General features: G+C 68.9%; 15 protein-coding genes and 3 pseudogenes. 10 read left to right on the top strand and 8 right to left on the bottom strand.

What is annotated here, in order from left to right; translation table 11 throughout:
* Nucleotides 1-6: 6 nt before the first annotated feature.
* Nucleotides 7-615 (bottom strand): TetR/AcrR family transcriptional regulator, encoded by a 609-nt coding sequence (locus Pflav_RS44445; protein WP_197938876.1) that lies wholly within the window; start codon nt 613-615, stop codon nt 7-9.
* A 214-nt stretch (nt 616-829) separates the two neighbouring features.
* Here Pflav_RS44445 and Pflav_RS41480 point away from each other — a divergent pair, with 214 nt between their 5' ends.
* A complete protein-coding gene (locus Pflav_RS41480; RefSeq protein WP_173041945.1) occupies nt 830-2,998 on the top strand; it encodes an MMPL family transporter in 2,169 nt (722 codons plus the stop codon).
* A gap of 571 nt (nt 2,999-3,569) precedes the next feature.
* On the opposite strand, the gene Pflav_RS41475 is transcribed toward Pflav_RS41480, so the two are convergent.
* Nucleotides 3,570-5,306 (bottom strand): transposase, encoded by a 1,737-nt coding sequence (locus Pflav_RS41475; RefSeq protein ID WP_173041944.1) that lies wholly within the window; start codon nt 5,304-5,306, stop codon nt 3,570-3,572.
* 363 nt (nt 5,307-5,669) lie between these two features.
* Here Pflav_RS41475 and Pflav_RS41470 point away from each other — a divergent pair, with 363 nt between their 5' ends.
* The gene (locus Pflav_RS41470) at nt 5,670-7,292 is read left to right on the top strand and encodes a cellulase family glycosylhydrolase (protein WP_173041943.1); all 1,623 of its coding nucleotides are present in this window, start codon (nt 5,670-5,672) and stop codon (nt 7,290-7,292) included.
* A gap of 10 nt (nt 7,293-7,302) precedes the next feature.
* On the opposite strand, the gene miaB is transcribed toward Pflav_RS41470, so the two are convergent.
* Nucleotides 7,303-8,742, bottom strand: coding sequence for a tRNA (N6-isopentenyl adenosine(37)-C2)-methylthiotransferase MiaB (miaB, locus tag Pflav_RS41465; protein WP_415624362.1), 1,440 nt, complete (start codon nt 8,740-8,742; stop codon nt 7,303-7,305).
* A 119-nt stretch (nt 8,743-8,861) separates the two neighbouring features.
* Between miaB and Pflav_RS41460 the strand changes: the two genes are divergently transcribed.
* From Pflav_RS41460 to Pflav_RS41445, 4 genes and pseudogenes are all read left to right on the top strand, one after another.
* Nucleotides 8,862-9,359 carry a hypothetical protein gene (locus Pflav_RS41460; protein WP_173041941.1) on the top strand — a complete coding sequence of 166 codons (498 nt, stop codon included), beginning with the start codon at nt 8,862-8,864 and terminating at the stop codon, nt 9,357-9,359.
* Nucleotides 9,360-9,443: 84 nt separating this feature from the next.
* A complete protein-coding gene (locus tag Pflav_RS41455; protein ID WP_173041940.1) occupies nt 9,444-9,671 on the top strand; it encodes a FitA-like ribbon-helix-helix domain-containing protein in 228 nt (75 codons plus the stop codon).
* 208 nt (nt 9,672-9,879) lie between these two features.
* Nucleotides 9,880-10,059 (top strand): type II toxin-antitoxin system VapC family toxin, encoded by a 180-nt coding sequence (locus Pflav_RS44440; RefSeq protein ID WP_197938875.1) that lies wholly within the window; start codon nt 9,880-9,882, stop codon nt 10,057-10,059.
* Between the two features lie 11 nt (nt 10,060-10,070).
* Nucleotides 10,071-10,271, top strand: a pseudogene (locus tag Pflav_RS41445) (DUF2277 family protein); the annotation flags it as partial.
* A 97-nt stretch (nt 10,272-10,368) separates the two neighbouring features.
* Here Pflav_RS41445 and Pflav_RS41440 read toward each other — a convergent pair.
* On the bottom strand, nt 10,369-10,878 hold the full coding sequence (locus Pflav_RS41440; protein WP_173041939.1) for a hypothetical protein: 510 nt from the start codon (nt 10,876-10,878) through the stop codon (nt 10,369-10,371).
* Between the two features lie 157 nt (nt 10,879-11,035).
* Here Pflav_RS41440 and Pflav_RS41435 point away from each other — a divergent pair, with 157 nt between their 5' ends.
* From Pflav_RS41435 to Pflav_RS41420, 4 genes and pseudogenes are all read left to right on the top strand, one after another.
* Nucleotides 11,036-11,782: an amino acid ABC transporter ATP-binding protein gene (locus tag Pflav_RS41435; protein WP_173041938.1), complete on the top strand. Its 747-nt coding sequence runs from the start codon at nt 11,036-11,038 to the stop codon at nt 11,780-11,782.
* A 57-nt stretch (nt 11,783-11,839) separates the two neighbouring features.
* The gene (locus Pflav_RS41430; protein WP_173041937.1) at nt 11,840-12,730 is read left to right on the top strand and encodes a glutamate ABC transporter substrate-binding protein; all 891 of its coding nucleotides are present in this window, start codon (nt 11,840-11,842) and stop codon (nt 12,728-12,730) included.
* Nucleotides 12,731-12,769: 39 nt separating this feature from the next.
* Nucleotides 12,770-13,477 carry an amino acid ABC transporter permease gene (locus tag Pflav_RS41425; RefSeq protein WP_173041936.1) on the top strand — a complete coding sequence of 236 codons (708 nt, stop codon included), beginning with the start codon at nt 12,770-12,772 and terminating at the stop codon, nt 13,475-13,477.
* A pseudogene (locus Pflav_RS41420) lies at nt 13,474-14,444 on the top strand (amino acid ABC transporter permease). Before Pflav_RS41425 ends, Pflav_RS41420 begins: the two are co-directional and overlap by 4 nt.
* A gap of 15 nt (nt 14,445-14,459) precedes the next feature.
* Here Pflav_RS41420 and rny read toward each other — a convergent pair.
* The 4 genes and pseudogenes from rny to Pflav_RS44435 form a co-directional block, all read right to left on the bottom strand.
* Nucleotides 14,460-16,237 (bottom strand): annotated as a pseudogene (gene rny / locus Pflav_RS41415) (ribonuclease Y).
* A gap of 418 nt (nt 16,238-16,655) precedes the next feature.
* On the bottom strand, nt 16,656-17,006 hold the full coding sequence (locus tag Pflav_RS46950) for a 3-keto-5-aminohexanoate cleavage protein (protein ID WP_232072528.1): 351 nt from the start codon (nt 17,004-17,006) through the stop codon (nt 16,656-16,658).
* Between the two features lie 144 nt (nt 17,007-17,150).
* On the bottom strand, nt 17,151-17,378 hold the full coding sequence (locus tag Pflav_RS49215; RefSeq protein ID WP_232072526.1) for a 3-keto-5-aminohexanoate cleavage protein: 228 nt from the start codon (nt 17,376-17,378) through the stop codon (nt 17,151-17,153).
* A 108-nt stretch (nt 17,379-17,486) separates the two neighbouring features.
* Complete coding sequence (locus Pflav_RS44435; RefSeq protein ID WP_415624410.1) at nt 17,487-18,176, bottom strand: regulatory protein RecX; 690 nt, start codon at nt 18,174-18,176, stop codon at nt 17,487-17,489.
* Between the last annotated feature and the right edge of the window lie 19 nt (nt 18,177-18,195).

Raw genomic sequence — 18,195 nt, 5'->3', positions numbered from 1 at the left:
CGGCGATCAGGCTGGCTGGTCGACCGGGACGCGCTGGCTCGCCACCGTCACCGGGGCCTCCGAGGTGATCATGCCCAGCACGCCCATCGCGCAGTCGAGCAGCGTCTGGCGGAGCACGATCGGCGAGACCTCGGCGATCGACACCACCGACGAGACGGCGCCGCCGAGCACCTCGGAGGCGGCCACCGCCTTGATCCGGTCGACATCGCTCGGGTGTGGACCGGCCAGCCAATCGTGCAGCCGGGCGCCGACCTGGAGCATTTCCTGAAGCATCGGCTTGACCGAGGTCAATGCCGGGGTGTCCCGCATGACGATCGCGCACGCGTCGCGATGGCGGATCATCGTGTCGAGGATGCGGCCGAGGGTGATGCGCACGCTCGCCGGGTTGTACGGCTCCTGCTCCGCCGCCTCCACCTCGCGCCGCCAGTCGTCGACGAGCGGCTCGATCAGCGCCAGCAGCAGCGCCTGCTTCGACGGGTAGTGGTAGTAGAGCGAAGCCTTGGTCATGCCCACCTGATCGGCGATCTCACGCAGGCTCGTCTGCTCGTAACCCTGCGCGGTGAACAGCTCCATCGCCACGGCACGGATCCGGGCCTTGGTGTCATCTGCGACCACGGTTTCGCACCTCCTCAGCGCGCTGATCGTACCCAGCAATCTGCGCGTTACGCACTCTCAGCAGCCTCTCAGCCCGCCTGGCGCATCATCGTCGTGCGAGCTTCGTCATACGCGTGAAAAGTCCTTGCCCTACGCTCAAATCTTATCTACCGTCCGGCAGGTAGGCATCTACTTGCCGGACGGTAAGGACCGAACGGCCGACTGAGGGGGAGTCATGTTCGAACGGTTGGGACGCTTTGTCGTCTACAACCCGTGGAAGGTCATCCTTGCCTGGGTCATCGCGGCGGTGGGTATCGTCGCGTTCGCCCCCACCTTGTCCGACGTGACGACCGGTGACCAGGCAAACTTCCTGCCCGACAGCTACGAGTCAGTCCAGGCGCAGCAGCTGGCTGAGGAGAAGTTCGCGCAGTCCAGCGACTCCACGGCGACCGTCGTCGTACGCCGCACCGACAGCCAGCCGCTCACCGAGGCCGATCAGGCCAAGGTCGGCGACATGGCCCAAGCGGTGCAGTCGGCCAACATCGAGAAGGTCACCGGCGTGGTGACCGGCCCGGAGGCCCTCTCCCCCAACAAGCAGGTACAGCTGATCAGCATCGGCATCCAGGGGCTGCCCGACGACCAGAAGGTCATGGACGCCGTCCAGCGGATCCGGGACACGACCAAGCCCATGCTGTCCGGCACACCGCTCGCGCTGGCAGTAACCGGTGACGTCGCGATGCAGCTGGACAACCAGGACGCCTTCGAGCAGGCGCTGACGATCGTCAGTATCGCCACGGTCGTCCTCATCATCGTGCTGCTGCTGTTGATCTACCGCAGCCCGATCGCGGCCTTCCTGCCCATCGTCACGGTCGGCATCGTGAGCGCCATCTCCCCGGGGTTGATCGCGCTCGTCGCCGAGGCCACCGACCTCCAGGTCGACCAGTCGCTCCAGATCATCCTGACGATCGTGCTGTTCGGCGTCGGCACCGACTACATCCTCTTCCTGCTCTTCCGCTACCGCGAGCGGCTGCGCGCCGGCGACAACAAGAAGGAGGCGCTGGTCAACGCCGTGGCGCGGGTCGGCGAGGTGATCGCCTCCGCGGCGGCCGCGATCGTCATCGCGTTCATGGCGCTGCTGCTGGCCGTCTTCGGCGCGTTCCGCAGCCTCGGCCCCGGCCTCTCGATCGCCGTCGCGGTGATGGCGCTGGCCTCGGTGACGCTGGTACCCGCGATCGTTTCGCTCCTCGGGCCGCGCGTCTTCTGGCCGTCCAAGTCGTGGCAGCGGGTGCCGAAGAAGAGCGCGTTCCAGGGCGTCGGCAAGTTCGTCGGCCGCCGTCCGGCGGTGGTGGCGGCCGTCTCCGGCCTGATCATGGTCGGGCTCGCGCTCGGCTCGCTGGGCATGAAGACCGACTACGACCAGACCGGCCAGCTGCCTGAGGACACCGAGTCGTCGCAGGGCTTCCGCGACCTACAGGCCGGCTTCCCGGCGGGCGCGCTCAACCCCACCACTGTGTACGTACGCAGCGACGGTGGGCAGCTTGACCCGGCGGCGCTCGACCAGTACGCGAACAAGCTCAAGGCGGTGCCCGGCGTCGGCGGCATCATGCCCGCACCGGGTGGCAAGCAGGCGGCGGTGAGCCAGGACGGCATGGCGGCGCAGATCAACCTGCTGCTCGCCACCAGCCCGTACTCGAACGAGGCGCTCGACCTCGCCGGCGGCCCACTCCGCGACGTGGCACACGCCGACGTGCCGGCCGGCGCGACCGCGTACGTGGGTGGCGCCAGCTCGATCTTCGCGGACATCCGGCACGCCAACGACCGCGACCTGCGGGTCATCTTCCCGGTCGCCGGCGTACTGATCGCGATCATCCTGGCACTGCTGCTGCGGGCCTTGGTCGCGCCGATCTACCTGATGCTCGCGGTGGTGCTCGGCTTCTTCAGCACGCTGGGCGCGACGGTGCTGGTCTTCCAGGGCATGGTCGGCCGGCCCGGCTTGTCGTTCATGCTGCCCACGATCCTGTACCTCTTCGTGGTGGCGATCGGTACCGACTACAACATCCTGATGATCGCCCGACTGCGCGAGGAGGCGAGACTCGGCAACGACCCGCGCACGTCCGCCGACCTCGCCGTCGAGCACGGCGGCCCCTCGGTCGCCTCGGCGGGCCTCATCCTGGCCGGTACCTTCGCCTCGATGATGCTGGCCGGCATCGCGTTCCTGAGCGAGATGGGCTTCGCGGTCTCGATCGGCATCGCGATCTCCGCGTTCGTCATGTCGATGTTCCTGGTGCCGAGCCTGACCGCGCTGCTAGGCCACAAGGCCTGGTGGCCCGGCCACGGCGACGCGCCCGGCGGGCACGGCCAGCCGGCGCAGGAGCGGGAGCCGGTGGCAGCCGGCACGCACTAGCTATTCCCTCCCAAAAGAGGTGAGGGCTCCCCGGCGGCGGGCTGGGGAGCCCTCACCGTTTCGTGTCTCCTCCGCCAGCAGAGACCTGGCGTCGAAGGTCCGCCCGGTCGCAGGGAAAGCTGGACAAGCTGATTTGCCCCGGTCCGCGTCAGCTGCGGACCGCATGCTCCCGCGGGCACCGCTACGGTCGGCGGCTCGCTGGCGCTCGCCGAGATCCCCGACCTCCACTGCCGGCTCCGCGGGCCAAGAGCCCGCCGGTCACGGATGAACACAACCTTCGCGTGGGGCGCGGTCCAGGCGTCGGGCCATCTGTCGAGCGCGGACCTGTCGAGCCGCCCCGTTGTGCGCCGCTGCCCCGGCGTCTGTCCACATGGGTATGCCGCCGGCTGCCGCCCCCGGACGTTCCTTGATCGGCGCCGTCGCTCGGTGCCGCCCAGCGTCCGTGGCGAGAAAGCGCCCCACCAGAGCCTGTTGCGTTTTCGGTTGGGGTGGTGCGGCGTTTCGCGCCGTACCACCTCCGCATCGAGAAGTGGAGCGGCGTGAAGCGCCGCTCCTTGTGGTTGTGGGGTGGTCAGGTGGCTGGTTGTGGGTTGTGGAGGAGGTTGTGTAGGCGTCGCAGGTTGTGGGCGGTGGCGGCGAGGTGGAGTTCGGCGCGGCAGGCTTGTAGGCCGCGTAGGAGGAAGTGGCGGAAGTTGCCGCGGTCTTTGAGGGTGCCGTTGATGGGTTCGATGGTGGCGCCGCGTTTTTTGTAGAGGGCGGCGCCTTCGGGGGTGCGTAGCCGGTGGTGCATGCGTTGCGTGGCGGTGGCGTGTTCGGGTGGTGGGCCGCTGGCTGGGTGGGTGGTGGCGGCGGTGGTCAGGTCGTGGGTTTTGCCGGTGGCGATGAGTCGGTCGGGGCCGTCGGCGGTGAGGTTGGCGTCGCTGCAGTAGCCGTTGTCGGCCAGGGCGGTGCCGATGGTGGCGTGGTCGGCGTCCGGGTCGGGTCGGTGTGGGCGCAGGGTGTCGGCGGTGTGGCTGGTCTTGGCCATCATGGGTTGTAGTTGGGCGACGTCGCCGGTGTCTTGTACCAGGTCGGCCGCGACGACGAAGTGGTCTTGGCTGCCGGCTAGTTGCGCGTTGTAGCCCTGGATGAACCCTTTGCGGGTGGGCATGAGTCGGGAGTCGGGGTCGGTGCTGTTGCGCCGCGGGCCGGTCTTGTGTCCTGCCTTGCCGTCTGCGGCGGCAGCCGGTGTGCCGCGCTGACCGGTAGCAGCGGTTTCCGCTTCGGTAGTAGCGGTTTCCGCTTCGGTAGCAGCGGTTTCCGCTTTGGTGGTAGCGGTTTCCGCTTTGGTGGTAGCGGTTTCCGCTTCGGTAGCAGCGGTTTCCGCTTTGGTGGTAGCGGCCTTGGCCGCGCGGCGGGTGTAGCGGTGTTCCGGGCCGTACTTGGCCGCGTGCCCTTCAGCGATGGCCTGCGCCAACGCGACCGGGTCGACCCCACGCGGCGGGCGGCCCCGCCTGGGCTGCCCGGCCCGGGCCTGGGCCAGATAGTCGGTGGCGTGCTGCGCCTGGACACGTGTGTGTTCGGCTTGGGTGGCGTGCTCGACGGCCAACTCGTCCAGGCATTGCCGCAGCCGGGCGGCCCGCTCCGCGCGCCCGGCCGCGCCCCGGCCGGACATCCCATCGGGCGGTTCGTCGCCGCGCCGGCCGGCGCCGAACAGCGCGTCCTCGGCCGCGTCACAGGCGGCGGCCTCGTCCGTCATCGCCGCCACCTTCCCCGCGAACCAGTCCCGTTCATGAGTCGCGTCGATCGACGCGTTCGCGGCGACCTTCGTCCCATCGATCGCGACGATCCCAAGCCGCACGTACCCGGCCCGGGCACACACGATCAACACCTGGGTGAACAGGTCGCTGAACGCCTCCAGATGCCGCTTACGGAACCGGGCGATCTGAGTGTGATCCGGCGGATCCTGCGCACAGATCACCCGAAACGCCACATCACTGTGACAAGCCCGCTCGATCGCCCGCGAAGAACGAACCCCATTGGCATAGCCGTAGACCAGCAACGCGAGCATCATCGCCGGGTCATACGCCCGCCGCCCCACCCCACCCCGCGCATACCAGCCCGTCAACACCGCCAGGTCCAGCTGATCCACCACGTCCAACACCAGCCACACCTGATGATCAACCGGCAGCCACTCGACCATATCCACCGGCAACAGAAACCGCTGATCACGATCTACCGGCCGGAACCCCTTCGCCACCCCACAACCATCGACCACCACCCACCAAAAACGGCCTAACGACACATACCGAAAACGCAACAGGCTCACCAAGGGCAATTTCTCGCCACGGACGACCCAACCACCCACCGATCAAGGCCGCCGCCCGCCTGCGCGGGGCCCGCTTCCCGTAGGGAAGCAGAGCAAATGCGACCACGCCGCTCGCGCGACAGTGCGGAGCGCCCCCGCCGGAGGGGCGGCGGGGCCGGAGGTTGTGTGACGCGGAGGGTGAGGCCGCGGGAGCAGCGGTCTGGACCACAGCGGACATCGCGGTAGCTCAAATCTGTTGAAGGCGGAGGTAGGACACCCACGCCGCGTTTGACGAGGGCATTTACAGGCATCAGAATGGGCGGCGGAGCCAGGGCAACGTTCTTTCCTTGACGCTGCATTTCCTCTGATCGGAGAAACCTGGCTATGTCCCGCAGAGCGCTCGCGAGCGCCCTTGCCGTCGCCACCGCAGCCGCCGCCGGATTCCTTGTCGCCATCGCCATGGCGCCGGCGGCGCTCGCGGCGGGTACCGGCACCGGATACCTGCGCACCAGCGGCAACAAGATTGTCGACAGCACCGGCTCGACGGTCCGGCTGACCGGCATCAACTGGTTCGGCATGGAGACCGACAACAAGACCTTCCACGGCCTGTGGTCCAGCAACCCCTGGCGCAACCAGGTCGACAAGATGGCCAGCCTGGGCTACAACACGCTGCGCATCCCGTACTCCAACGATGCTCTCAAGCCCGGTGCGACCGCGACCGGGATCAATGATTTTGTCAACCCCGACCTGGTCGGCAACACGCCGTTGCAGATCCTCGACAAGGTCATCGACTACGCCGGCTCCAAGGGCATGCGGGTGATTCTCGACCGGCACCGCCCGACGGCGGCGGGGCAGTCGGCGCTCTGGTACACGCCGACCGTCACCGAGGCGACCTGGATCAGCGACTGGCAGATGCTGGCCCGGCGGTACGCGGGCAACACCACCGTGATCGGCGCGGACCTGCACAACGAGCCGCACGCCGACGGGACCAACCCCAACGCCACCGGTGCTTGCTGGGGTTGCGGCGTGCAGACCCGCGACTGGCGCCTCGCGGCGGAGCGGGCCGGCAACGCGATCCTGGGCGTGCAGCCCAACTGGCTGATCTTCGTGGAGGGCGTGAGCTGCCCCAGCGGTGGCCTGTCGAACGTGTGGGACGGCGACCCCAGCAACGACGAGAGCTGCGGCTGGTGGGGCGGCAACCTGTCCAAGGCGGGCGAGTTCCCGGTACGGCTCAACGTGGCGAACCGGCTCGTCTACTCGCCGCACGAGTACGCGATCTCGGTGTTCCACCAGGACTGGTTCGACGAGCCCAACTACCCGGCCAACATGCCGGCGCTGTGGGACGGCTTCTGGGGCTACCTGTACAAGCAGAACGTCGCGCCGATCATGATGGGCGAGTTCGGCAGCACGCTGGCCGACCCGAAGGACAAGGTGTGGCTTCAGGAGCTGATGCGGTACACCGGCGCCGGCGTCAACGGCATGTCCTTCACGTACTGGTCGTGGAACCCGAACTCGGGTGACACCGGCGGCATCGCGCTGGACGACTGGACCAACATCAACACGGAGAAGCAGGCGATCCTCCAGCCGTACCTGATCGCACCGGTCGGCGGTGGATCGACCGGCGGGCCCACGACAGGCGGCCCCACCGGCGGTCCGACCACCGGCGCGCCGCCCACGACCAACGGGCCGCTCGGCTGCCAGTTCACGTACCAGCAGACGAACGCCTGGCAGGGTGGCTTCCAGGGCAACCTGACCGTGCGTAACAACAGCAACAGCGCGGTCAACCCGTGGAGCGTCGCCTGGACCTGGCCGTCCGGCGTGACGCTCGGCAGCGGCTGGAACGCGACCGTGACGCAGAGCGGTACCACCGTGACCGCGGCGGCGCCGAACTGGAGCCCGTCGCTGCCGGTCGGCGGCTCGGTGACCATCGGCTTCACCGCCAACGGCCCGGCCACCGCGCCGGCGAGCGTCCGCCTCAACGGCGCGACCTGCACCGCCGGTACATGACCGCGCGCGTCTAAGAAGGACGGACGGCGGGCATCCCGAGCAGCACCCCTGGTGTACGGGGTGCCCGCCCCGACTCCCACGCGTCACCCGCGCGCGTGCGCCGGTGGTGCAGCGGCGCGCCGTCGGCGTTGAGGTGGTGCGGCGCCGCGTACGTCACGACGGTGTGCACGATGTCGCCCGGCCTGATCTGGTCGCCGATATCGCCGGTGGCGAAGTGCACCAGCCGGCCGTCGCGGGCGCGGCCGGACAGGCGGCCCGTGCGCTCGTCCTTGCGCCCCTCACCCACGGCCACCAGCACCTCGACGGCCTCGCCGACGAGCGCCTTGTTTTCCGCCCAGGTGACCTCTTCGACGACCGCCATCAGCCGGTCGTACCGCTCCTGCACCACCTGCTTCGGGAGCTGGTCGGGCATCGTCGCGGCGGGCGTGCCGGGGCGCTTGGAGTACTGGAACGTGAACGCGCCGGCGAACCGGGCCTCGCGCACCACGTCGAGCGTCTGCGCGAAGTCCTCCTCGGTCTCCCCGGGGAAGCCCACGATGATGTCGGTGGTGATGGCCGCGTCCGGCATCGCGGCGCGCACATTCTCGATGATGCCGAGGTACTTCTCCGCCCGGTACGACCGGCGCATCGCCTTGAGCACCGCGTCGGAGCCGGACTGGAGCGGCATGTGCAGCTGGTGGCAGACGTTGGGCGTCTCGGCCATCGCGGCGATCACGTCGTCGGTGAAGTCTTTGGGGTGCGGGCTGGTGAAGCGCACCCGCTCCAGCCCCTCGATGCCGCCGGTGGCGCGCAGCAGCTTGCCGAAGGCGAGCCGGTCGCCGAACTCCACCCCGTACGAGTTGACGTTCTGCCCGAGGAGGGTCACCTCCAGCACGCCCTCGGCGACCAGCGCCTCGACCTCGGCGAGGATCTCGCCCGGCCGCCGGTCCTTCTCCTTGCCACGCAGCGAGGGGACGATGCAGAACGTGCAGGTGTTGTTGCACCCCACCGAGATCGAGACCCATCCCGCGTACGTCGACTCGCGGCGGGTCGGCAGCGTGGAGGGAAAGACCTCCAGCGACTCGAGGATCTCCACCTCGGCGGTGGCGTTGTGGCGGGCCCGCTCGAGCAGGGCGGGCAGCGAGCCGATGTTGTGCGTACCGAAGACGACGTCGACCCAGGGCGCGCGGCTCACGATCTCGCCGCGGTCCTTCTGCGCCAGGCAGCCGCCGACCGCGATCTGCATGCCGGGGTGCTTGTCCTTGACCGGCCGCAGGTGCCCGAGGTTGCCGTAGAGGCGGTTGTCGGCGTTCTCCCGTACCGCGCAGGTGTTGAAGACCACCACATCCGCCTCGTCCGACCCGGTGGCGCGCACATAGCCCGCCTGCTCCATGAGGCCGGAGATGCGCTCGGAGTCGTGGACGTTCATCTGGCAGCCGTACGTAACCACCTTGTAGCTTTTCGCATCCACCGAGGGAACCCTTTCCACGACCATCCAGGTTAGCCGCCCCCTTTGCGCCCTCAGCGGGCGGCGTGGGCGCTTGTTTTACATTGCAGGCATGGCTAGCATCAGTTCTGGGAGGTGCCGCTATGGATGTCGACATCAGGTCAGGGACCATCGCCGGCCTGCTTGGTTTCCTGGATCGTTGCGCGGAGGACAAGGACTTCAACCGCGTGACGGTCCAGTCGATGAGGTCCGGCGCCAACAGCGTCGCCACTCTACTGAGCCTCCCGCTGGACACACAGGTCGCCGCACTGGATATCGAGCAGCTGATGGACCATTTCCAAGCCGCAAAAGGCCCCGCGTTCCGCAGCGCCGCCACATATCGGACCCGGCTACGGGTCGCATCGCAGCTCTATCTCGCCTGGTTGGAGGGAGATCCAGAGTGGAAGTCGATCGCCCGGACTCGTCCCCGGACCGCCGCCCCGCCGATGCCCGCGGACAGCGCACTGACACCACCTACGAGGATCGTCGAGTTTCCGGTTGACGCCCACCTGAGCATCAAGCTGGAGCTGCCACTTAGTTTAAACCAGCAGACAGCTCAACGGCTTCACTCACTCATCAACAGCCTCGTTGTTGACAGTTGATCACCACGCACTTCTTCCGTCGCCGGAGGACCATGATGACCCTTAGTGGAGCCCAATCGCATGTTCTGGCGCTAGAATGGAGCCATGCCGAACATCCAGGTCAAGGACGTTCCGGACGATGTGCACCGGATCCTGCGGAGTCGGGCGGCGGCGGCTGGGCAGTCACTGCAGGAGTACCTGCTGGCGCGACTCACCCGGGAGGCTCGCCGACCGACGCTGGAAGAGGTCATCCAACGCATGGGCCAGCGATCCGGCGGGAGCTTGACCCCTCGTCAGGCCGCAGCACTCCTCCGCGAGGACCGCGAGCGTTGATCGTCCCCGACGCATCGGTGCTCGTGGTCGCACTGGTTGACGACGGTGACGCCGGGCGAGCGGTCCGCGAGAGGCTGCTGGGGGCCGACTTGGCGGCGCCCGAGCTAGTCGATCTCGAGATCCTCTCGGTCCTTCGCAAGCTCGTGCAGTCGACACAGCTCAGCGCCGAGCGCGCCGCACTTGCCATCGTCGATCTCGGGATCTACCCATGGAGCGCATGCCGCACCTCGGCCTGGTCGGTCGGATATGGCAGTTGGCAGACAACGTCACGCCATACGACGCGTCTTATGTGGCACTCGCCGAGATATTGTCGGCAACCTTGCTGACGAGCGATGCCAAGCTGGCCCGTGCTCCGGGTCCGCAGTGTCACATCGAAGTCATCGGATAGGGAGGAAACATATGTGCCGGAGCATCATGACCCTGCGGGAGCCGTTCGTCGAGGAGGTCACCGAGGCTGACATCCAGGCGGCCGCGCTTCAGTACGTGCGCAAGATCTCCGGCTTCCGTACCCCCGCCGCCCACAACGCGGACGCCTTCAACGCCGCGGTCGCCGCGGTGGCCGACGCGACGCGGACGCTGCTCGACGATCTCGTTGTGCGCCCCAGCCCGAACGCGGACTCCCCGAGGTGCGGCGCGAGAAGGCCCGCGCGGCCCGGCTCGCCTCCGACCGGCGTTAGGGCCGACGAGGACCGACGCCTCAGCAGCCGAGGAGCGGGGCGAGCGCGGAGCCGAGCCGATGGGTGCTGTCCGGCTCCCACCGCGACTGGCGGCACTCCTCCGACTCCCGGCACCGCTCGGTGGCGATCGTGCACGGCCGGGCGTTGGAATGGGCCGCCCCCTCGTCGGTGTCCGCCACGTCCACATGCGCCGGGCGGAGCGTGCCATCCGGCATGGCCAGCAGGTGACGGCCCGGGTTGAGCGTGTCGTCGGCGACCAGGCAACGGCGGCCGAGCTGCCGGGCCAGGGCGGCGACCACCGCGACCTCGACCACGCCCGCCGGCGGGCCGTAGCACTCCACAATCGTCGGAAAGTCACCCGAGGTCTGCCACACGTCGCAGATAACCGCATCCGCCGGCAATTGGGCGGGATCGGCGGCGCCCAGAGGGACCACCGGCCGCAGGAGCACCGCTTCGAGCGCGGCGCACAAACGGGCCGGATGAATCCGGGCGTCAACCGACCAGGTCCAGATGGCGGCCGGGGTTGTCATAACTCGATGGTGGCTGTCCGACACGGAACGCGTGGCCGGTGTTACTCCTCCGTGACCAAGTAAGTGACTTTCCCGCACTCTCGCCCGCCTAAAGTTGCCGGAGCCGAGGCATTCGGCCAACCGAGAGTAGTCATGTCATTACAGGGCGGTGACATCAGTGGCAGCGGGCCAACCGCTCATCGTGCTCGACGCAGTCAACAAATGGTTCGGACCGCTGCACGTGTTGCAAGACGTCAGCCTCTCCGTCGACCGTGGCGAGGTGGTGGTCGTAATCGGGCCGTCCGGCTCGGGCAAGTCCACACTGTGCCGGGCAATCAATAGGCTCGAGCCGATCAACTCCGGCACGATCACCTTCGACGGCAATCCGCTTCCCGCTGAGGGTCGCGCGCTCGCCCGACTGCGCAGCGACGTGGGCATGGTGTTCCAGTCGTTCAACCTCTTCGCGCACAAGACCATCCTGCAGAACGTGACGCTGGGGCCGATCAAAGTGCGCAAGGAGAGGCCGTCGGTCGCACGCGACAGGGCGATGGCGCTTTTGGATCGGGTGGGCATCGCGAGCCAGGCGGACAAGTACCCGGCCCAGCTTTCCGGCGGTCAGCAGCAGCGGGCGGCGATCGCCCGGGCGCTGGCGATGCAGCCCAAGGCGATGCTCTTCGACGAGCCCACCAGCGCGCTCGACCCGGAGATGGTCGGCGAGGTGCTCGACGTGATGACGTCGCTCGCCCGAGAGGGCATGACGATGGTGGTCGTGACGCACGAGATGGGTTTCGCGCGGCACGCCGCCAACCGGGTGGTCTTCATGGCCGACGGCCAGTTGGTCGAGCAGGCACCACCCGACGAGTTCTTCGGCAGTCCGAAGAGTGAACGCGCCAAAGACTTCCTGTCGAAGATCCTGACGCACTAAGCGTCCACTGTGGAGCGCACCGCCGGGTTCGGGGCTCCGTGAAAGAGGAGGGTAAGAATGCGTATTGCGCGCTTGACAGCGATCGCCGCGGTGGCGGTGCTGTCTTTGGGTGTCGCGGCATGCGGGGGCGACGACGGCGACGACAGCGGTTCCACGGGCGGCGGGACCGAGGGCAAGTCCTTCGCGGCCGGCAGCACGATGGAGCGGCTCAACAAGGCGCAGAAGATTATCGTCGGCACCAAGTTCGACCAGCCGGGCTTTGGCCTGAAGGGCCTCGACGGCAAGCCGGCCGGCTTCGACGTCGAGATCGCCAAGATCATCGCGGATGAGCTCGGCGTTCCCGAGGGCAACATCGAGTACATCGAGACGCCGTCCGCGGTGCGTGAGGAGAAGATCGAGAAGGGCGAGGCCGACATCGTCGTCGCCACCTACACGATCAACGACAAGCGCAAGGAGCGGATCGACTTCGCCGGCCCGTACTACGTCGCCGGGCAGAACATCCTGGTGAAGGCCGACGACTCCTCGATCACCGGCCCCGACTCGTTCAAGGCCGGCGACAAGAAGGTCTGCTCGGTGCAGGGCTCCACCCCGGCCGCGAACATCGAGAAGTCCCTGGCCAACAAGGCCGAGCAGCTCGTGCTCTTCGACGTGTACACGAAGTGCATCGACGCGCTCAACAGCGGCCAGGTCAACGCGGTCACCACCGACAACGTGATCCTGCTCGGCTTCATCGCCCGCAACGAGGGCAAGTTCAAGCTCGCCGGCGAAAACTTCACCGAGGAGCCGTACGGCATCGGCGTGAAGAAGGGCGACACCGCCTTCCGCACGTTCATCAACGACACGCTCGAGAAGGCGTACAGCGACGGGCGTTACGAGAAGGCGTGGAAGGACACGGCCGGCAAGTTCGACGACCAGGTGCCGACCGGCCCGGCCGTCAACCGGTACTAGATCGATGGGCAGTTGGAGGGTGAGCGGTAGGAGATCTCGGTGAGAGTGCTAGTCGACCACTTCGACGTCTTCGCCGGCGGCCTGTGGCTCACCTTCCAACTCTGCCTGCTATCGGCGATCGGTGCCCTGCTCCTGGGCACCGTCGCCGCGGTCATGCGGATTTCGCCGATCCCGCCGATGAGGTGGGTCGGCGCGGCGTACGTCACGGTGTTCCGCAACTGCCCGCTGACGATCGTGTTCTTCTTCGCGGCGTTCGGGCTCCCGGCGCTCGGCTCCAACGGCGACTTCCTCAGGATCCCGGGGCTGACGACGATCTTCTCGCGGCTCGGGGTCGACATTCCGTACTTCCGGTTCGCCATCATCGCGCTGAGTGTCTACACCGGAGCGTTTGTCTGCGAGGCGATCCGGAGCGGTATCAACGCGGTGCCGGCGGGCCAGGCCGAGGCGGCGCGGGCAATCGGGCTCACGTTCACCCAGAACCTCCGCTTCGTGGTGCTGCCACAGGCGTGGAAGGCGGCGATCGTGCCGCTCGGCAGCGTGATCATCGCAATGATCAAAAACTCCGCGCTGGCCGGTTTCTTCGGCCTCGTCGGCGAGCTGTCCAACTCCGGGGTCAACCTCACCAGCGCACTCGGTGAGCCGATCATCCCGGTCTTCATCGGCGTCTCGATCGGGTTCCTCATCATGACCGTGCCTCTCGGCCTCCTCATCGACCACGTCGAGCGCCGCCGGGCGGTCGCCCGATGAAGGACCAGCAGACCGTCCTCTACGACGCGCCCGGCCCCGGGCCCGCCGCGTCACGCTCATCTCCAGCGTGGTCACCGTGCTCCTCCTGGGGGCCGGCGCCTACTACCTCGTCTACCGGCCGCTCGACGAGCAGGGCCAGTTTTCGATGGAGCTCTGGGGCCCGCTGATCGACCCGGGCAACGAGGTCTTCTCACTGGTGTGGGCCCGCCTGCGGGACGGGTTCGTCGCCACGTTCATCGCCGCGGCGCTGGCGATCGTCTCCTCGCTTGTCTTCGGCACGGGCCTCGCCGTGCTCCGCATCCAGCTCAAGTCGCTGAACAAGCGCAGGTTCACCGGCCTCATCGCACCGCTCGCGGTCGCGCTGCGCGGGCTGAGCTGGCTCCTCACGATCGTGTCGCGCCTCTTCGTGGAGATCTTCCGCGGTCTGCCGGTCGTCATCACGATCTTCTTCGTCGCCAGCGCGCTGCCCGAGCTGGGCGTCGATCTCGGCGACATCCTCTGGTACCTGGTGATCGGCCTGACGCTGTACAACATGGTGGTCATCGGCGAGATCCTGCGCTCCGGGATGGAGGGCCTGCCGGGCGGCCAGCGGGAGGCGGCCGAGGCGATGGGCCTCAGCCCGTTCCAGACCACCCGCATGATCCTGCTGCCCCAGGCGTTCCGCATCATGCTGCCGGCGCTCATCAGCCAGCTTGTCGTGGTCCTCAAGGACACCTCGCTGGGCTTCATCATCAGCTACGAGGAGGTGCTGCGGGTCAGCGGCCAGATCATCCAGGCCCTCCCGGAGCCCAACCCGATCCAGGTGTACGCGGTGGTCGGCGTGATCTACATCGCCGTCAACTACGCGCTCTCCAAGCTCGCCGAGTACACGCAGCGCCGCCTCGCCCGCGGCCGCAAGACCGCCGGGCTCCCGCCGGAGAAGCCACCGGCCGCCATCACCGCCGAGGCCGAGACTGCTCTGAACTGATCCGCGGGGTAGCGGTCAGCGAGCGATCTCCGTGACCCGGGACTCGCGGACCACCGTCACGCGGATCTGCCCCGGGTAGGTGAGCTCCTCCTCGATCTGCTTCGCCACGTCGCGGGCCAGCACAGCCGCGCCGATGTCGTCGACGTCGTCGGGCTTGACCATCACCCGGATCTCGCGGCCGGCCTGCATGGCGAAGACCTTCTCCACACCCGTCTTGCCGGCGGCGATCTCCTCGATCCGCTCCAGCCGCTTGACGTACGCCTCCAGGCTCTCCCGTCGCGCCCCTGGACGCCCGCCCGAGCAGGCGTCGGATGCCTGCGTGAGAACCGCTTCGATGGTCTGCGGCGGCACCTCGTTGTGGTGCGCTTCGATCGCGTGGACCACCTCTTCCGGCTCGCCGTACTTGCGGGCCAGGTCGGCGCCGATCAGCGCGTGGCTCCCCTCCACCTCGTGGGTGAGCGCCTTGCCGATGTCGTGCAGGAAGGCGGACCGCTTGATCATCCGCGGGTCCAGCCGCAGCTCGGACGCCATGATGCCGGCGATGTGCGCGGTCTCGACGAGGTGCTTGAGCACGTTCTGCCCGTACGACGTGCGGTAGCGCAGCCGCCCCAGCAGCGTCATCAGCTCCGGGTGCAGGTCGGTGATGCCCACCTCGACGAGCGCGTCCTCCGCGGCGCGCTCACACAGCCGCTCCACCTCGTGCTTGGCGGTCTCGAAGACCTCCTCGATGCGGTGCGGGTGGATCCGCCCGTCGAGCACCAGCTTCTCCAGCGTGAGGCGGCCGATCTCGCGGCGTACCGGGTCGAAGCAGGAGAGCAGGACCGCCTCGGGGTGTCGTCGATGATCAGGTTGACGCCGGTCACCGACTCGAAGGCGCGGATGTTGCGGCCCTCGCGGCCGATGATCCGCCCCTTCATCTCGTCGCCGGGCAGGTGGAGGACGCTGACAACGCTCTCCGCGGTCTGCTCGCTGGCCACCCGCTGGATCGCGTCCACGACGATGTGGCGGGCGCGCTGCTCGGCGGTACTGCGGGCGTCGTGCTCGATGTCGCGGATGAGCAGCGCCGCCTCCCGCTTGGCCTGCCCCTCGATCGCCTCGACCAGCTCCGCCTTGGCCACGTCGGCGGTCAGCCCGGCCACCCGCTCCAGCTCGCGCCGCCGCAGCTCCTCCGCCTCGGCCAGCGTCACCTCGCGCTCGGCCAGCGACGACTCCCGCTCGGTGAGCTCCGCCTCGGACGCCGTGACCCGCCGGTCGCGCTCGGCGAACCGCTCCACCTCCTCGGTGTGCAGCCGCTCCCGCTCGTCGATCCGGGCCGTACGCCGCTCCAGCTCCACGGCCTGCTCTTTGACGGCCGCGCTGAGCATCGAGATCTCGCGCTCGCCGCTGCGCCGGGCGGCCGTCCGCACCTGCTCCGCGTCGGTCTCGGCCTGCCGGTGTGCCCGTTCCATGATGGTGTCCGCCTCGGCCCGGGCCGCGTCGAGCACCCGGCGTGCCTCCGCTCGCGCCGCGCGGGCCTCGGCCTTTGCCTCCGCGGCGTCGGTGCGGGCCACGGTCGCGGCCGACTTGGCCTGCTCCACCGCGGACGACGCCTCGCCAGCCGCGCTGCGCAGCGCGGCCAGGGACTCCTCCTGGCGGTCCCGCTCGGCCACGAAAGCGGGGTCGTCGGCCCGCTCCGCCGCCGGCTGGGTCGCCGTCAGGCCACGCAGGGCCCGCGCGCCAAGGACAAGAGCAACCAGCACGAGTACGGCCAACGCCAGTACCGCGATCAGCAGTACTACGGTCATCCCGCCCATGCCGCCTCCCTTCGCCGCCTGGGACGTCCTGGGGTGGGTTGTGCCCTCCCACTGACGCGCCTTACGGCTGTGTCGCCCGACCGAGGCAGCTGACCGCAGGTACGACCGCCAGCGGCGCCCACCCGGGCACCGCCACTGGCCAGATATGTCACGCCGTCGTCGACGCGGCCCGGTCGACGACGGATCTAAAGTGATGCCGTACTGTTACGCGATCTATGTTGTGCGATTAGCCTGCGATTGGTCGGGCCTTCTCGTCTGTAACGCGAGGCTAGGTCGCGAGTGGTGGTTCGGTCAAGGACCCATGATCCGGCCGAACCCAGGACGTACGGCATTGGAACGCTCACGCGCAGGTCATGACCGGTACGGGCATTCCGGGACGAGTCACGAAGGCCACACATTTTTCGGCCGACCCGAGCGGTCAGACGGCTGATCCGCTGGTCGCACCAAAGGTCACCGCCGCTTCCACCAGAGCGCGATTGCCGGATGCCATCGTGCCATCTGGCATCATCCGGGTGTCCTCCAGCCCCACTCGCACATGCAGTGCGAGCTGCACAGCCTCGCGCAGGACCGCCCATACCGCGGGACCTTCGGCGTGGAGCAGCACCGGGACGGACTGCGCGGCACCGCCCAGCGCGGCCAGCATGGCGTGCGCGTTGGCGAGTGCCGCCTCCTCTTCGGGCTCCATGCACTCCAGCAGCAGCCGTACGCAGGGGACGCGCCACGCCTGGTAGGCCGCCACCGCCGCCGGCGTCCACAGCCCCGCCTCCACGCCGATCCCCGCGAATGCAGGGCCGCCGCGACCCGCTCGGCCCCTCCTCGTGGGCGTTGACCGAGGCGAAGTCCGGCAGCACGCCCCACGACTCGATGGCGGCGACCCGCTCATCCGGATCGGGCGCGATCCACGCCCCGGTGCTCACCCCGACCGGCAGCTCCGGGCACGACCGCCGCAACGCCGCGACGGTCGCGTCGACGGCGTCCGCCGCGAGGGTCTCCCGCCCTCCTCGTCGCGTGGATGGACGTGCACGGCCGCCGCGCCCGCACTCTCACACCGCACCGCGTCGGCCGCCACCTCGGCCGGCGTGATCGGCACGGCGGGGTGTTCGTGCCGGCGGAGGCTCCCGTTCAGGCAGGCTTTGAGCATCCCCTCATTCTGAGCGTCCGCTCAGCTCCCGGCACCCCCGCGCCATGCCGCCTTCAGCCCCGCTCCGCCAGCGCGCCGGTCCAACCGGCCGGGCCGCGGCCGCGGAGGTCAGTCGGCGCGGTCGCCGCTCTCCAGGTCGGCCAGCGCGTCCGCGTCGACCGCGTCGGCGAACTCGGCTGCCTCCGCGCTCTGGGCCGCCATCGCGTCCTTGACCACGCGGATCGCCAGGCCCGGACCGTACCCCTTGCGGGCCAGCATCCCCGCAAGCCGCCGGAAGACGGCCTCGGGCTCGCCCCGCGCGGTGCGCAGCTTGCGGTCGACCAGCGCCCGCGCCGTGGCCGCCTCGGTGTCGGGGTCGAGGTCGTCCAGGGCCGCACCGGCCGTCTCGGCGTCCACGCCGCGCCGGCGCAGCTCGCCGGCAAGGGCGCGCCGGGCCAGGCCACGACCGTGGTGGCGGCTGGAAACCCACGCACGGGCGAACGCCTCGTCGTCGATGATGCCGACCTCGTCGTAGCGCTCCAGGACCTCCACCGCGACCTCGGGCGAGATGCCCCGCCGGGCGAGCGCGGTGGCCAGCTCGGCACGGGTGCGCGGACGGACGGCCAGCTGGTTGAGGCAGATCTCGCGGGCCCGCTCGGCCTCGTCACGCGGCTCCTCCGCCGCGGGGCGCCCGGCGCCCCAACGCCCACGCTGCGCCCCTCGCGCAGCTCCTCGGTCGCTGGGCGTCCACCGCCCCAACGCCCACGACCACGCCGCACCTCGCCGGGCGGCTCCTCGGCCGCGCGACCGCGCGCCCAACCAGCCTCGTCGGCCGGCT

This window comes from Phytohabitans flavus, from assembly GCF_011764545.1.
Lineage (GTDB): Bacteria > Actinomycetota > Actinomycetes > Mycobacteriales > Micromonosporaceae > Phytohabitans > Phytohabitans flavus.
The sequence above is the reverse complement of the archived record's forward strand: the minus strand, read 5'-3'. Positions and strand labels throughout refer to the sequence as shown.

Bases quoted from the DNA above. Each gene is read 5' to 3' on its own strand.
- Pflav_RS44440 (WP_197938875.1), top strand. From the start codon at position 9,880: ATGGAGCGCATGCCGCACCTCGGCCTGGTCGGTCGGATATGGCAGTTG.
- Pflav_RS41460 (WP_173041941.1), top strand. From the start codon at position 8,862: ATGGATGTCGACATCAGGTCAGGGACCATCGCCGGCCTGCTTGGTTTC.
- Pflav_RS49215 (WP_232072526.1), bottom strand. From the start codon at position 17,378: ATGCTCAAAGCCTGCCTGAACGGGAGCCTCCGCCGGCACGAACACCCC.
- Pflav_RS41455 (WP_173041940.1), top strand. From the start codon at position 9,444: ATGCCGAACATCCAGGTCAAGGACGTTCCGGACGATGTGCACCGGATC.
- Pflav_RS41470 (WP_173041943.1), top strand. From the start codon at position 5,670: ATGTCCCGCAGAGCGCTCGCGAGCGCCCTTGCCGTCGCCACCGCAGCC.
- Pflav_RS41480 (WP_173041945.1), top strand. From the start codon at position 830: ATGTTCGAACGGTTGGGACGCTTTGTCGTCTACAACCCGTGGAAGGTC.
- Pflav_RS41440 (WP_173041939.1), bottom strand. From the start codon at position 10,878: ATGACAACCCCGGCCGCCATCTGGACCTGGTCGGTTGACGCCCGGATT.
- Pflav_RS41430 (WP_173041937.1), top strand. From the start codon at position 11,840: ATGCGTATTGCGCGCTTGACAGCGATCGCCGCGGTGGCGGTGCTGTCT.